Genomic DNA, 15,103 nt, shown 5'->3' on the forward strand with positions numbered 1-15,103 from the left:
TGCAATAATTCGATTTTTATATTATTTTATCAGAAAAGTTTTAATTTTATATAGAAAATGTAATCGCTTTCGTGTATATTTTTATTATCAGAAAATTTTAACAAGATATAGGGGTATTGGTAGGGGGAGGATTTAGATGCAGCAACCAACGAATGAGAAATTACATCGCACGATGAAGAGTAGACATTTATTTATGATCGCACTTGGTGGTGTAATCGGAACTGGTTTTTTCTTAGGTTCAGGTTACACTATTAATCAGGCTGGACCAGGGGGAGCCATCCTTTCATATTTAGTAGGCGGATTTATTATGTATTTAACAATGCTTTGTCTTGGAGAGTTAACGGTAGCGATGCCGGTTTCAGGATCTTTCCAAAAGTATGCAACGAAGTTTATTGGACCAGGAACGGGCTTTATGATTGGCTGGTTATACTGGCTTGGCTGGGCAGTAACAGTGGGGCTAGAATTAACGTCAATCGGTTTAATGATGAAAAGATGGTTTCCAAATGTTGATGTTTGGGTATGGTGCTTTGTATTCGGTGTTATTTTATATGCTTCAAACGCAATTTCGGCAAAAAGTTATGCTGAATTAGAATTTTGGTTTTCTAGTATTAAAGTAATTACAATCCTTGCATTTGTTGTTCTTGGTGGTAGTGCATTATTAGGATTTATATCATATGACGGAAAAGAAGCAGCACCTCTTTTCTCTAACTTTGTAAGCGATGGTGGACTTTTCCCGAATGGACTAGCTGCCGTACTACTTACAATGATTACAGTTAACTTCTCATTTCAAGGAACAGAGTTAATCGGAATTGCAGCGGGAGAAAGTGAAAATCCAGAAAAAACAATTCCACGTGCGATCCGTAATACAGTATGGCGCATTATGTTATTCTTCATTTTAACAATGACAATTTTAGTAGGATTAATTTCTTGGAAAGAAGCAGGTGTAATTGAAAGTCCATTCGTAGTCGTATTTGATAAAATTGGTATTCCATACGCAGCTGATATTATGAACTTCGTTATTATTACTGCGTTATTATCTGTAGCGAACTCTGGATTATATGCAGCGACGCGTATACTATGGTCACTTGCAAATGAGGGAATGGCACCAACTTCCTTCCAGAAAGTAAATAAGCGTGGTATTCCAATTACAGCGCTAGTCGTAACGATTGCGGTAGCTGGATTATCTCTATTCACAAGTTTCCTTGCAGAAGATACAGTATACATGTATTTATTATCGATAGCTGGTTTATCGGCTGTTTCAAGTTGGATCATTATTGCTCTATCGCAACTTCGCTTTAGAAGTCAGTATATAAAAGGCGGAGGAAAGTTAGAGGACTTAAAGTATAGAACACCACTATACCCGATTGTTCCAATTTTAGCTTTAATTACAAATAGCATTGTTGTTATTAGTTTAGCGTTTATTCCTGAACAAAGAATGGCGTTATACTGTGGTATTCCATTTATCATTTTCTGCTATATATATTATTATATTAGTAAGAAACGGCAGAAACCGATGAAAGTGGAGATGGAAAAAACAAATGAAACTAACAATCAAACACGATGATATAGAAGCAGATTTATCGTATGGTCAATTAGCGATTGGAAAAGAAAACGGTTATTCACCGTTACAATTACTCGTTTCTTCTATCGCAGGGTGTAGTGCAATTGTCTTTCGAACGATTTTAGAAAAGAAACGTATTCCATACGATACGTTTACAATCGAAACTGAAGTTGGTAGAAGTGAAGCTTTATCGAAGCCAGTTGAAAGTGTTCATTTGCACTATAAAATTAAAGCACAAAATGTTACAGAAGAGCAGCTGGACAAGGCGCTGCAACTTGCAGTGAAAAATTGTACGATTGTTCAATCTGTAAAAGATAGTATAAAGGTTACGGAAACAATTGAACTAATAAAATGAAACATAAAAACGTGAGAATACGGCTCTCACGTTTTTATGTTTTTAATAAAGGGGGAAATATGATGGAATGTTTAGGGTGTAAATTAGCAGGCGGAGAGGAAATTATATATAAAATATATGAAGATGATTATGTAACTTGCTTTTTAGATCATGCGCCTTTCTACCCAGGACATACTTTAATTGTGCCAAAGCAACATGTTGTAGAAGTAGACGAATTAGATGATGTTGTAGCAAAATCCGTTATGGATGCTTCTAAGCTTATTGCAAAAGCGATTAAGATAGTATATAAACCTGACGGAGTTACAGTTTGTCAAAATGGTGGAGTATTTAACGAGTTAACACATTATCATATGCATGTCGTACCAAGATATAAAGAGCGTTCGTTTGCTGAGTTTTATATGGTACAACCGGGACAAAAGAAGAATCATAATTTGGAAGAAATAAAGACGTTGTTAAAAGAAGAGATAGAGAAAATACTGCACACTAAAAAGGCGTAAGAGAATTTCTCTTACGCCTTTTTAGTCTTCATACATATGTAAAACTTCTTTCGCACGCATACGTAAACCATCTATCAATTCTATCGGTTCTAAAACTTTTGCATCTTTTCCGAGTCTATAAAATAAAGGGGTAATAAAATTGATTTCTCCTTTATCAATTGTTGAATGTATATATCCGGTCCCGTTTTCGTTTGTTACAACGAATTCTTCAAGGTAAGGCACGCTTTTACATTGGCGTACGCCTTCTGTTGACAGTAAAACATGTAACTGAGTAGGATTATGTACTACGTGAGAGTTAGAGGCAAACCACTCTTCTAAATTCATGAATGTATCTTCATTTTCTTCCGTTAATAATATAGAAAGAATACGATCGACGCGATACAGTAATGTTTTTTCTACATTAAAATCATAAGCAGGTAAATACCATAAACCATCATGCGCATATACACCGATAGGATGAACGTGTTTTGTTTTGATCCTTGATTTAGATTCGTATTGAAAGTGTAAATTTTTATTTTCAATAGCCGCTGTTAACACTTCGTTTAAAAGTGGTGTCTCAATTGTTCTTTTCGGATTCCAAAAGGCGATATAAGAACGTATTTTGTCAACTTTAGCTTTCGCATCATGTTGTAGGGAGCTATATAGTTTATGTGTAACGGAATTTATTTCTGTGTTAAAAGGCAAGTCTCTGTAGTAGCTTAAAGATTGAAAGGCAAAAAAGATAGAGACTGCTTCTTCTTCGGTAAATAAAATAGGTGGAATTACTCTATTCGTTAATACTTTATATCCTCCGTTGCGACCTTGTTCAGCGTAAATGGGTAATCCCATATCACTTAAATCTAAAATGTATCTATGGACAGTACGAACAGAAATATTAAATTCATCGGCTATTTCTTGAGCTGTAAATGCTTTTTTCGCAGAAGCAAATATAAGAATATCTAATAAGCGTTTAGCTTTTGACAAATGTATCACCTTTTTTCTTTTTAAACATGACATAAATTGTCGTGTTTTATTGTTAGTATATTGTTTACATCATAATGTTATCAAGATGAGGTATAAGGAGGAAAAAATATGTCACGTGAAATAGTTTTATTTATTGCGGCGAGCTTAGATGGATATATTGCGAAAGAAGATGATGATTTACAGTGGTTAATGGAAACCGAAGGAGAGGGAGATAACGGTTATACAGAAATGTACGAAACTATTGATACAATAATTATGGGAAAAAGAACGTATGATTATGTAGTAGAGCATATAGAACCATTCCCGTATTTAGATAAAAAATGTTATGTTTTTTCTAACTCAGAAAAAGGTTCAAACGAACACGTGGAGTTTGTAAATGAAGATGTAGTGGAGTTTACAAAAAGGTTAAAAGCACAAGAAGGATCTAAAATATGGATGGTTGGTGGAGGGAGTCTCTTAAGAGAGTTCTTTAAGAATAATCTAATTGATGAATATGTTGTTACGATTACACCTCACATATTAGGTTCTGGAGTTCCGTTATTTCAAGACAAGAACCCGGAAATTAATTTAACTTTAACGGATACGAAACGTTTTGGGCAATTTGTAAATTTATATTATAAAGTAAAGTGATAAAAAACACGACTATTGATGATAGTCGTGTTTCTTTATGGATGGTAATGAAATTATAAAGCAAGACCCATAATCGACTTCGCTCGTTACAGTAATATTTCCGCCGTGTAGTTCTACAATTTCTTTTACGATAGATAGTCCTAAACCAGTTCCGCCTGTAGCTCGTGTTCTCGCTTTATCAACTCGATAAAAACGATAGAAAATGTGAGGGAGGTCTTCAGGCGGAATACCTTCGCCTTCATCTTCAATTGTAATGAAAATACGTCTATGTTCTTCTGTAACAGAAATGTTTATATGAGAATGTTCTTTTGAATGCCTATAAGCGTTATTTAAAATGTTTATTATAACTTGTTCAAATCGCTGTTCATCTAAGTTTACTACCAGTGTAGGAGGACAAGAGAAAGAAACTTTAATGTACCTTTCTTTATACATAGCGTTAACTTTTTTGGCTATGCGAGTAAGGAAGGTGTGTAAATGTACTTCCTTTACTTGAATAGAAAAGTTATGTTGTTCCATTTGTGCAAGTGAAAATAAATCTTGAACTAAGTTTGTAATGTAATCAGACTCATCTTTTATAATAGATAAATATCGCAAACGTTGCTCAGGAGATGTGGTCTCTTTTAAAGCAATGTCAGCGTAACCTCTTACGTATGTTAATGGTGTTCGTAATTCGTGAGCAACACTTGCTAGAAATTCACTTCGCTCTGTTTTCATATAATGTAAATCATTTGCGAGCGTTTGAATAGATGATGCTAGTTCACCAATTTCATCATTTCGAGTAGTCGTTAATGAAACGGACAAATCGCCTTTACTCATTTTTTCAGTTGCATGTTTCATGTGTAACAATGGTTTTGTTAATAAACGTGATAATAGGAAAATTGTGATGACTGTGAGTAGAAACGTGATGGCGCCAGCAATAATGAATTGTTTCGTTAATCCATTTACCAACTTTTCAATGGATTTTGTTCCAAGAAACATATACACATACCCTTCATGTTTTCCAGCTACTATGATAGGACTAACTGTACATATATAATTAGATGTTTTCCAATGATTTTCTATAATCGCTCCGTTATGGTCTGTTCGAGTCTGCATGCTACTAATGTGATTTTTTATAGTCGTGTTTATTTCGTTAGATTTAGCTAGCACTTCTTTATTTGTATTTGTAATAACGACAGTTGTTTCAGCTTCAGATTCCATTAATGCTACGTGAGAGATGGTTTGCTCATCGTAATATTTTTCAAGTACATCTCGATGACTATTTCCTCGCTTTAATAAAGCTGTCATTTCTTCATTTACTCTAGTGTTTACGAGACTATAATAGAGCAAAATAAAGAGAACACTTTCAATTAAAAGTGTAACAATTAAAAAATAAAATCCGAATTGAATTGAAATTCGTTTCATCGTTTTGCCCCTTACTGTTCAGTATCAACCCATCGATAACCTACTCCATACACGGTTTTTAAATGATGATCAATAGGGAAATTTGCTTTTCGCAATTTATCACGTAAATTACGAATATGCGAATCGACTGTGCGATCTTCTGTATTTGTGTTTAATCCCCAAATTCGTTCGATGAGCTGATCACGGTTTAATACGTAGTTCACATGGCGTAAAAATAATCCGAGTAAAGAAAATTCAATTGGTGTGAGAAGGAGTTCTTCACTATGGACAGAAACGAAGTGTTTTGTTTCATCCCATACAATACCGTGATATTGGATTTGTTTATGTTCATTTGTACGTCTTAAAACGGCTTCAATTCTTGCGAAAAGTTCTTCTTCATGGAAAGGTTTCGTTACGTAATCATCGGCTCCAAGTTTTAATCCTTGAACGACATCTACTGTTTGATCACGAGCTGTAACCATAATAATAGGAATGTTACTAAAAGATCGGATTTTTTTGCACGTTTCCCATCCGTCCATCTTTGGCATCATAATATCGAGTAAAACAAATTTAAAGTTTCGATTTTCTATATGTAAAATAGCTTCTTCTCCTGAAGTCGCACATACGCATTTATATCCAATTGGGGTAAGATAAAGCGTTAATAATTCAAGCATTCTCGGTTCATCGTCTACGAGCAGTATATCAATCATAGAGAGCCCTCCATAGTTATAATCGTTACTTAAAGTGTAATGCAAAATCATGAAGAAATGGTGCAGATTATGATGCGTCTGCATAATTTCTTCAGAATTGCTTGTTATTGTGGAGTTGAAATTACATTTTAGGTAATCATATTGGCTCAAAAATGATTAATACGGAGGCGGTATAGTGAAAAAAATGACCCAAATTTTTGGGATAACAATAATTACAGCAGTTGGTCTTGCTGCATGCGGACAAACGAATACAGACCATAAAAACCATGAATCTACAAAAGAGAAGAAAACAGAGCAAAAGGAAATGAAAATGAATCAGGAGGTAACGGCGCCAAAAGAAATGAACGAAGGTGCATCTAATGATTTATTAACGACAAGTCTAAAAAATGTGACGAGGTTAAATACAAATGACCCCCTAAAAATGGCAGTATTAACTTCGCAAACGATATGGCCAGCAACTCATAAGGAGAACCAGCCAGGTGCTGTTATTTTAGTACCAGCAAGCGAGTGGCAATTAGGTATTGCGAGTGCAGACCTTATTCATCATCCGAATAACGGGCCGATTTTATTTATAGAAAAAGAAAAGATACCGGAAATGACGTTAAAAGAAATAAAACGATTAAATCCAATCGGAACGAAAGACGGAACACAAATTATGGTGATGGGAGATGTAGGTACTAGCGCGCTTGAACAATTAAAAGGTTATAAAGTAAAACAAATAAAAGAAACGGATCCAGCTATATTTGCGAAGGATGTTGATAAGGAGTATGCCGATATAACAGGAAGCTACCCAAATAGTGTTATTATTGGTTCGTCTGCAGAAGAAGGCCGTTTATATACAACACCCGCTGTAAATTGGATTTCTCATATGCCGGAACCACTACTCTATACAGAAAAGAATAAAGTGCCAGAAGCGACAATAGAGGCATTAAAAATGAGAAAAGACAAAGCAAATATATATGTATTAGGGCCAGAAAAAATTGTTTCAAAAGAAGTGGAAAAAGAGCTGAGCAAATACGGGAAAGTAACGCGTATTAGTGGAGAGACTCCAACAGAAAATTCGGTTGCGTTTGCGAAATTTAAAGATGAAAAAACAAAATTTGGCTGGGGATTCACAAAACCTGGTCACGGTTTATCATTTGTTTCAAGCAAAACACCAGATTTAGCAGTTGCTGGGGCACCTTTTTCACATATGGGTAAACACGCACCTGCTGTCTTGTTAGAAGAAGGGAAAGCTTCACAACCAGTGTATGACTTCCTTGCAAGCATTCAGCCGAAGTTTAAAGATGATCCAACACTTGGACCATATAATCATGGCTTCTTATTAGGAAGTACGAGTGATATTTCATTTGAAACACAAGGAATACTAGATGAGAGGTTAGAAATTGTTCAGGAAAGTGGTCAAGGACACGGTGGACATTAATGAAATGAGCAAAGACGCTACTGATATAGCGTCTTTTTTTATTTTTCTCGACAAAATATGACAAAAAAGTTGTAACTGTTTCTGTTATGATAGTTTCGGAAATCTTACATTTTACATAATCGGAGGAAAAGAAATGTATAAAAAATTGGGTACTATTGCTTTAACAGGTGCACTTGCTTTTAGTTTATCTGCTTGTGGTGAAACTGAAGTTAAAGAAGTGAGTAAAAACGATGCTCCTAAACAGGCTGAAAAGAAAGATAAAAAGGAAAAAGCTGAAAGCAAGATTTATAAAATTGGAGATACGGTAGAAGTTAATGGCTTACAACTTACTTTCAGTTCAGCTAAATTCGTTGAGCCTAACGAATACGTAAAAGCTGAAAAAGGGAAAGTACTAGAAATCGCTTTTAATGCTAAAAATAATGGCAAAAAAGATATATATTTTGGAACTTCTGAATTAAAAATTGCTGATACTAACGGCAACCAATTCAAAGAGTACTTTGGTGGGGAAAATACGTTTATAAACGAAAATATTGCGCCAGGTAACCAAATTACAAACAAAATGTTATTTGATGTACCAGAAGGCGATAAGTTTGTTGGTACATTTAAACCTACATTTACATTTGACGAGAAATCAGTGAAATTTGAATTTGAAGTTGCTAAATAAGGAGAGATTAAAATGAAGAGAACAGCTGAATTTGTATTAGGTCTTATTGGAGGTATTTTTGGTATTATTTGTGCATTTGTTGCTTTATTGATCGGCGGTATGGGAGCTGCTTTTGAAGCTGATGGAGCGAATACTGTTATTGGTTTAGGTTGGGGAGCTGTGGCTCTATCAATCTTAGGAATTGTTGGATCTGTTATGGTAAGAAGTAAAGCGAAGGTTGGCGGTATTATGATGACTGTGGCTGCTATCGGTGGATTTATTTGTATTTCTATAATTTACTTATTACCAGGCGTATTATTATTAATCGGTGGGTTAATGGGCATATTCCGTAAGGATAAAGCAACTGTATCTGCATAAAATGAGCACTCGAAAGAGTGCTTTTACTAATTTCATTAAATTAGCATAAACTCCTCTAATCCTAAACCCTCAAAACTAAACCTCATATATGAAGTGGAAATATCTATAGAACTGTAAATGAATTTCCTTGGTAGCTAATATCTTGATCCTTGGACTATTCAATTAAATGAGCTGAATTACATGTGCATTTTGCATCCATCCAAACAAAGTTCTCTTCATTTGACATACGGTAGAATCCGAAATCATTGTACGATAAGTCAACAATAGGTAATAGTATATTTAAAGTCTTCCTGATATTCTCAGAAAAGAAGCTACGAAGGTAATATCTTTTTTAGGAAACTTTTACATAGTAAAAAATCTTCTACTCGTTATATAATAGCTTTCGTGCAGTCGGCTGATTTTCTTATGGAGAAAATCAAATGATAAAGGAGTAGAGGAGTGGTATTTTGTTTCAAACGATAAAAAATGATTGGTTTTCTAATGTGAGAGGGGACGTGTTATCAGGAATTGTCGTTGCTTTAGCATTAATTCCTGAAGCGATAGCCTTCTCTGTTATCGCTGGTGTGGATCCGACCGTTGGACTATACGCAGCCTTTTGTATTGCAGTTACCATTTCATTTGTTGGCGGAAGAACTGGGATGATTTCAGCTGCAACAGGTGCAATGGCATTATTAATGGTGACGCTCGTTAAAGATCATGGTTTGCAATATTTATTTGCTACAACAATATTAACAGGTATTGTCCAAATTATTTTTGGCGTGTTCAAACTGAGTTCATTTATGAAGTTTGTCCCTAAGTCAGTTATGAGTGGTTTTTTAAATGCCCTTGGAATTTTAGTTTTTACAGCGCAATTACCGCATTTTAAAAATGCAAATTGGCAAATGTATGCACTTGTCGCATTAGGTCTTGTAATTATATATGTATTTCCACGTGTTACGACGGCTGTCCCGTCTACACTGATTTCCATTATTATTGTGACGAGTATTGCACTTATGAGCGGATTACAGTTGAAAACAGTAGGGGATATGGGAAGCTTGCCGAAAGAATTACCATTCTTTAGCATTCCTGACGTGCCTTTTACAGTTGAGACATTAGGGATTATTTTACCGTATGCAGTTATGCTTGCAATTATCGGTTTACTAGAATCATTATTAACAGCTTCAGTTTTAGATGATATGACGCATACGGAAAGTAATAAGCATAAAGAGGCACGCGGTCAAGGAATCGCAAACATTGTTGCTGGTTTCTTCGGAGGAATGGCAGGTTGTGCAATGATCGGTCAATCTGTTATTAATATTAAATCAGGTGGACGAGGTCGCCTATCAACATTTGTAGCGGGCGGATTTTTAATCGTATTACTATTTGTTTTAGGAGATTATGTCGTTCATATTCCGATGGCAGCTTTAGTTGCAGTTATGATTATGGTTTCAATCGGAACGTTTGATTGGAACTCTGTAACAACAATTCATAAAGTACCAAAAGGAAACGCATTTGTTATGATCGTAACAGTTGTGATTGTCCTAATTACACATAATTTAGCATTAGGTGTAATTATCGGAACAGTAATTAGTGCGGTTTTATTTGCATTCAATATGGCAAAGATTCACGTGAAACATTTATATATTGAAAATAAGAAAATATACGAAATTCACGGTCAACTTTTTTTTGCATCTACAGCCGACTTTATAAATAATTTTTCATTTAATGAAGATGTAAAAGAAATCGAAATGAACTTTACTCATGCGCACGTATGGGATGATTCGGCAGTGGCATCAATTGATAAAGTTATCATGAAGTATGAACAAAGTGGTGTGAAAGTAACTATAACAGGATTAAATGAACGTAGTTCAAAACTTGTTGCAAATTTAGCTACTTATAATAAAAGAATTGCTAGTTAAAAGCCTCCTTTTTAGGGGGCTTTATTATATAATACGAATAGGATAACGAAAAGGGGATTCAGCATATGTACAAACAAATTATATTAGCATGTGACGGTTCTGAACATGCACTTCGAGCAGCGGAGCATGCAACCTATATTGCGAAATGTAGCGAAGAAACAAATGTTGAAGTTGTGTACGTAGTAGATAATAGAACGGCAAAATCAGATATTATACAAGGTCAAACAGATTTAGAAACAATATCGGCTAGTCGAAAAGATAAATTAAAAGAGATTGAAGGTTTATTAAAGAAAGAGAACATTTCTTATACAATTACGATATTACATGGTGATCCTGGAGATACAATTGTTCAATATGTAAATACAGGAGATATAGATCTTGTCATTGCTGGAAGTAGAGGGCTCAATACACTGCAAGAAATGGTGCTGGGAAGTGTAAGTCATAAAATAGCAAAGCGTGTGAAATGTCCAGTGATGATTGTAAAATGAAATAGAATGTAACGAAGACCTTAGTATAACTGAGGTCTTTTTTTATGTATAAATGACTCTTATTTGTGGAAATACTAGATATATAAGTTGAAAAGATGTTAACTTACAAATTTGTAAGTTAGTTGTTAGAGAAATCGATGTTATGAAATTTTTCCCATTGGTAAAATAAAAGTATCAAAGGGGAGATAGGGAGGATGGAAGCAATGAAATCATTTCAAAATTTGTCATATAGCCAAGGTGTCAGTCTTATTTGTTTAGGGGGATTTGCTGCATCTGTTACGTTAGCTGTTTTAATAAAGGTGTTTCATCAAATCTTTTAATCTTATAGTAGGGAAGGAATTGGTTGTTATCATTAGTAGGAACAGCAATGAAAATAAAAAATAGCTCTTAGCATGTATGTAAATGCTAAGAGCTATTTTTATGCTTGTTATATATTATTTAAGCTTGCTTTTGTTTTACTGACCCTGTATTTAAAGTAAGAGCAAGGAAGAACATTGCAAGTACACAAGATGCAAGTAATAAGATGAATCCGCCATCCCATCCGAATGCATCCACGATAAAGCCCATAGCTGCACTAGCGAAAGCGGCTCCGCCTAAGTAACCGAAGAATCCAGTTAAGCCTGCTGCAGTTCCAGCAGCTTTCTTTGGTGTTAAATCTAGAGCGTGTAGACCAATTAACATAACCGGTCCGTAAATTAAAAATCCAATTGCGACAAGTGCGATACTATCAACCATTGGATTACCAGGAGGGTTTAACCAGTAAACAAGAACTGCGATAAATACCCCGACCATAAATAAAATACCAGCAGGTGCACGACGTCCTTTAAATAGTTTATCACTCATCCATCCGCAAAGAAGTGTACCTGGAATACCAGCCCATTCATATAGAGCGTAAGCAGTACGTGAGCTACTATGAGTAAAGCTTTTTTCTTCTACTAAATAAGTAGGAGCCCAGTCTACAACTCCGTAACGTACGAAATATACGAAAACGTTCGCAATAGCGATGTACCATAAAAACTTATTGTTTAATACGTATTTAAATAAAATTTCCTTTACTGAAAGCTCGCGTTCGCGATCTTTTACTTTTTCATCTGGTGGATATTCCCCAGTATGTTCTTCAATAGAAGGTAACCCACAAGATTGAGGCGTATCTTTCATCGTAATTAATACATAAATACCAACTAAAATTGAAAGAATACCTGGGAAGTAAAAAATACTTTTCCAGTCATCTGCGAAGAAGTATAAGCCTAATGTTACAAGTGAAGGCATAAGCGCTCCGCCAACATTATGAGCGACGTTCCAAATAGACATTTTTGTACCACGTTCGCTAATAGAGAACCAGTGAACCATCGTACGACCACAAGGAGGCCATCCCATACCTTGTACCCATCCATTTAAAAACTGAAGTACAAACATAAGTATAATGCTCGTTGTAATGAAAGAAAATGAGCCGAAAATAATATTAATGATACCTGATAAAAATAGCCCAGCTGCTAAAAAGTAGCGAGGATTACAACGATCGGATACGATACCCATAAGAAATTTACTTAATCCGTAAGCGATAGAAACTGCTGAAAGGATAACCCCAAGTTCCCCTTTACTAAAGCCTTGCTCGATTAAGTATGGCATTGCTAGTGAAAAGTTTTTTCGAACAAAGTAGTAACCTGCATAACCGATGAAGATACCTAAGAATACTTGTAAACGTAATTTACGGTATTCGCTATCAACGCGATCAGCTGGTAAGCGTTCCGCATGGGGCGCAGGTTTAAATAATTGTGTGAAAAACATAAAATGAAAATCCTCCCCTAATTAATTCGAAGCGTTTTAAGACAGAGAACATAAAAAGGCCATGAAATATAAAAAAGTTTCCTCTTTTATGATTCATAGCCGTGTACTCCGTTTCTCCGTGACTGTCAATATTAACTTCGTCGAAAATTATACAACTTTGTGACAAAAATGTAAACGTTTTTATGAATAAAAGTATTGACGGATTTTGTTCGTGGGATTAATATTTAAATACATTAAATATTTTATTGTTTAAATAAGAGGTGGATAACATGCCAAATGATATGACGCATATCGATAAAATTCAAGCTCTTGCCTTTTCGATTGGAAAGAAAATGCAGACGGAGTTATTAGAACAAATGCAAGCGACAGGACTTACACCACCGCAGTTTTATATTTTAAAGATTTTAGATCATTATGGGGCTTCAAGAGCGACAACATTAGCGAAAAAGATGTATGTGAAGCCTAGCGCGATTACAGTGATGATTGATCGTCTAATCGATCAAGAACTTGTAGAACGCTATCACGACAAAGATGACCGTCGCGTTGTCATCATCGAGTTAACAAAAAAGGGGAAAGCTAGAGTAGAAGAGGCAATGACAGCTCGTAACGAGCATATTGCAAAATACTTTTCACATTTAGAGTTGCAAGAAAGAGAAGATTTATTACGTCTCTTTGAGAAGTTAGAAACCATTATTTGCGGGACACAAGAGAAAAAAGAGAATAACTAAGAGGAATTGAGGAGATTACATGGAGCAACAAGAAAATCAAAATAGAAAGTTGTTGTTAATCGGTTTAATTATCGCGATGCTATTTGCTGCATTAGATGGAACAATTGTTGGTACAGCAATGCCACGTATCGTCGGTGACCTAGGTGGATTAAGTTTAATGACATGGTTAACAACAGCTTATATGTTAACATCAACGACAGTTGTACCAATTGCAGGTAAATTAGCGGATTTACTTGGTCGTCGTAACGTATATATAACAGGGCTAGTTATTTTCATGATTGGTTCGGCGTTATGTGGTATGGCAAATGGTATGACAGAATTAATTATTTTCCGTGGTATTCAAGGTCTTGGTGGCGGTATTATGATGCCAATGGCTATGATTATTATTGGAGATATGTTCACGGGGAAAGAACGTGCAAAATGGCAAGGTATTTTTGGTGCGTTATACGGCCTTGCTTCTGTAATTGGACCACAAGTTGGTGGTTGGATTGTAGATGCAGTGAACTGGAGATGGGTATTCTACATTAACTTACCGGTTGGTATTTTAGCAACAATCTTTATTGCAATGGGATTAAAATCGCATAAACAAACAGGACCAATTAAAATTGATATCGCTGGAATCTTTACGATGATTCTCGGTGTTGTAAGTTTATTACTTGCGCTAACGTTTGGCGGAAAAGATTATGCATGGGATTCTTGGCAAATTATCGGTTTATTTGCACTAGCTGTAATTGGTATCGTTAGCTTTGTTATCGTTGAAACGAAAGCTGAAGAGCCAATTTTACCAATGCATTTCTTTAAAAATCGCACATTTACAATACTGAATGCGATTGGATTCTTTATGAGTATTGGAATGTTCGGCGCGATTATGTTCGTACCATTCTTCATGCAAGGTATTGTAGGAGTAAGTGCTGCTGAATCAGGAACAATTATGACTCCAATGATGATTACAATGATTGTGATGAGTATTATCGGTGGGCAACTTGTATTAAAAGTTGGTGTAAAACCACAAATTATCGCAGGTATGCTTATTATGGCCGGTGGTTTCTGGTTATTAACAACGATGGATATGCACACAACGAAGCTTACAGCTACTTCTTATATGATGGTTATCGGTTTAGGAATGGGTCTTGTAATGCCGACATTAACATTAGCGTTACAAGAAAGCTTCCCGAAAAAAGACCTTGGTGTTGTAACATCATCAAGTCAGTTCTTCCGACAAATCGGTGGTACATTTGGTATTACAATTTTAGGATCAATTATGAATAACACTTCAGGTACGACATTAACAAAGAATTTAGTACCTGTATTAGATACATTCCCGAAAGAAGCGGGACAAATGGTAACGAAATTTAAAGATATGATTCACACAGATCCACAAGGTTTATATTCAATGCTATTTAGCCCAGAGGCATTAAAACAAATGCCAGAAGCGTTCGCTAACAGTATTGTACCTATTTTGAAAAACTCTTTAGTAGACTCGCTTCATACTGTATTCTTAACAGGATTAGTATTTATCGTAGTAGGTGCTATCTTTACGATTTTCTTACAAAAAATTAAATTATCAGATCGTAAAAAAGATGCTAAAGAGCCTGTTGTAGAAGAAAAAGAAAAAACTGTATCATACTCGTAATGAAGAAGCATCGCCTTATGGCGGT

At 35.3% G+C, this 15,103-nt stretch carries 16 protein-coding genes; 12 read left to right on the forward strand and 4 right to left on the reverse strand.

Annotated features, from left to right (window positions below):
* The first annotated feature begins 136 nt into the window (after nucleotides 1-136).
* Genes GBN78_RS09230 through GBN78_RS09240 form a run of 3 tightly spaced genes read left to right on the forward strand, consistent with a single transcriptional unit; the run spans nucleotide 137 to nucleotide 2,413 of the window.
* Entirely contained in the window at nucleotides 137-1,564 is a 1,428-nt protein-coding gene (locus tag GBN78_RS09230) for an amino acid permease (RefSeq protein ID WP_001187085.1), read from the forward strand.
* Nucleotides 1,539-1,916 (forward strand): OsmC family protein, encoded by a 378-nt coding sequence (locus GBN78_RS09235; protein WP_000778836.1) that lies wholly within the window; start codon nucleotides 1,539-1,541, stop codon nucleotides 1,914-1,916. The genes GBN78_RS09230 and GBN78_RS09235 overlap by 26 nt, the downstream gene beginning before the upstream one ends.
* Complete coding sequence (locus tag GBN78_RS09240) at nucleotides 1,913-2,413, forward strand: HIT family protein (RefSeq protein ID WP_152127297.1); 501 nt, start codon at nucleotides 1,913-1,915, stop codon at nucleotides 2,411-2,413. The genes GBN78_RS09235 and GBN78_RS09240 overlap by 4 nt, the downstream gene beginning before the upstream one ends.
* A 21-nt stretch (nucleotides 2,414-2,434) precedes the next feature.
* Here the strand turns inward: GBN78_RS09240 and GBN78_RS09245 are convergent, their stop codons facing one another.
* Nucleotides 2,435-3,409, reverse strand: coding sequence for a helix-turn-helix transcriptional regulator (locus GBN78_RS09245; protein ID WP_142238158.1), 975 nt, complete (start codon nucleotides 3,407-3,409; stop codon nucleotides 2,435-2,437).
* A gap of 75 nt (nucleotides 3,410-3,484) precedes the next feature.
* On the opposite strand from GBN78_RS09245, the gene GBN78_RS09250 reads away from it, so the two are divergent.
* Complete coding sequence (locus GBN78_RS09250; RefSeq protein WP_000085764.1) at nucleotides 3,485-4,006, forward strand: dihydrofolate reductase family protein; 522 nt, start codon at nucleotides 3,485-3,487, stop codon at nucleotides 4,004-4,006.
* Between the two features lie 12 nt (nucleotides 4,007-4,018).
* Here the strand turns inward: GBN78_RS09250 and GBN78_RS09255 are convergent, their stop codons facing one another.
* Both GBN78_RS09255 and GBN78_RS09260 read right to left on the reverse strand, forming a co-directional pair.
* Complete coding sequence (locus GBN78_RS09255; RefSeq protein ID WP_074625081.1) at nucleotides 4,019-5,410, reverse strand: sensor histidine kinase; 1,392 nt, start codon at nucleotides 5,408-5,410, stop codon at nucleotides 4,019-4,021.
* Between the two features lie 11 nt (nucleotides 5,411-5,421).
* Nucleotides 5,422-6,099, reverse strand: a complete 678-nt coding sequence (locus GBN78_RS09260) for a response regulator transcription factor (protein WP_152127299.1) — start codon at nucleotides 6,097-6,099, stop codon at nucleotides 5,422-5,424.
* Between the two features lie 175 nt (nucleotides 6,100-6,274).
* On the opposite strand from GBN78_RS09260, the gene GBN78_RS09265 reads away from it, so the two are divergent.
* The 6 genes from GBN78_RS09265 (at nucleotide 6,275) to GBN78_RS09290 (ending at nucleotide 11,249) form a co-directional block, all read left to right on the forward strand.
* Nucleotides 6,275-7,522 (forward strand): ArsR family transcriptional regulator, encoded by a 1,248-nt coding sequence (locus tag GBN78_RS09265; protein ID WP_088045311.1) that lies wholly within the window; start codon nucleotides 6,275-6,277, stop codon nucleotides 7,520-7,522.
* Nucleotides 7,523-7,655: 133 nt separating this feature from the next.
* Nucleotides 7,656-8,186, forward strand: a complete 531-nt coding sequence (locus GBN78_RS09270) for a DUF4352 domain-containing protein (protein ID WP_000277062.1) — start codon at nucleotides 7,656-7,658, stop codon at nucleotides 8,184-8,186.
* Nucleotides 8,187-8,198: 12 nt separating this feature from the next.
* Nucleotides 8,199-8,543, forward strand: a complete 345-nt coding sequence (locus tag GBN78_RS09275) for a DUF4064 domain-containing protein (protein ID WP_000831286.1) — start codon at nucleotides 8,199-8,201, stop codon at nucleotides 8,541-8,543.
* A gap of 446 nt (nucleotides 8,544-8,989) precedes the next feature.
* The gene (locus GBN78_RS09280; RefSeq protein ID WP_025966741.1) at nucleotides 8,990-10,441 is read left to right on the forward strand and encodes a SulP family inorganic anion transporter; all 1,452 of its coding nucleotides are present in this window, start codon (nucleotides 8,990-8,992) and stop codon (nucleotides 10,439-10,441) included.
* A 65-nt stretch (nucleotides 10,442-10,506) separates the two neighbouring features.
* Nucleotides 10,507-10,929, forward strand: coding sequence for a universal stress protein (locus GBN78_RS09285; RefSeq protein ID WP_000277999.1), 423 nt, complete (start codon nucleotides 10,507-10,509; stop codon nucleotides 10,927-10,929).
* A gap of 203 nt (nucleotides 10,930-11,132) precedes the next feature.
* Nucleotides 11,133-11,249, forward strand: a complete 117-nt coding sequence (locus tag GBN78_RS09290) for a DUF4027 family protein (protein WP_000834733.1) — start codon at nucleotides 11,133-11,135, stop codon at nucleotides 11,247-11,249.
* A 118-nt stretch (nucleotides 11,250-11,367) separates the two neighbouring features.
* Here the strand turns inward: GBN78_RS09290 and glpT are convergent, their stop codons facing one another.
* Nucleotides 11,368-12,717 carry a glycerol-3-phosphate transporter gene (glpT, locus tag GBN78_RS09295; protein WP_152127301.1) on the reverse strand — a complete coding sequence of 450 codons (1,350 nt, stop codon included), beginning with the start codon at nucleotides 12,715-12,717 and terminating at the stop codon, nucleotides 11,368-11,370.
* Nucleotides 12,718-12,986: 269 nt separating this feature from the next.
* Between glpT and GBN78_RS09300 the strand changes: the two genes are divergently transcribed.
* Both GBN78_RS09300 and GBN78_RS09305 read left to right on the forward strand, forming a co-directional pair.
* The gene (locus GBN78_RS09300) at nucleotides 12,987-13,445 is read left to right on the forward strand and encodes a MarR family winged helix-turn-helix transcriptional regulator (RefSeq protein ID WP_001132365.1); all 459 of its coding nucleotides are present in this window, start codon (nucleotides 12,987-12,989) and stop codon (nucleotides 13,443-13,445) included.
* A gap of 19 nt (nucleotides 13,446-13,464) precedes the next feature.
* Nucleotides 13,465-15,078 (forward strand): MDR family MFS transporter, encoded by a 1,614-nt coding sequence (locus GBN78_RS09305; RefSeq protein ID WP_000437641.1) that lies wholly within the window; start codon nucleotides 13,465-13,467, stop codon nucleotides 15,076-15,078.
* The last annotated feature ends 25 nt before the right edge of the window (nucleotides 15,079-15,103 follow it).

The sequence above is a fragment of the Bacillus sp. B2-WWTP-C-10-Post-4 genome, assembly GCF_009183805.1.
Taxonomy (GTDB): Bacteria; Bacillota; Bacilli; order Bacillales; family Bacillaceae_G; genus Bacillus_A; species Bacillus_A cereus.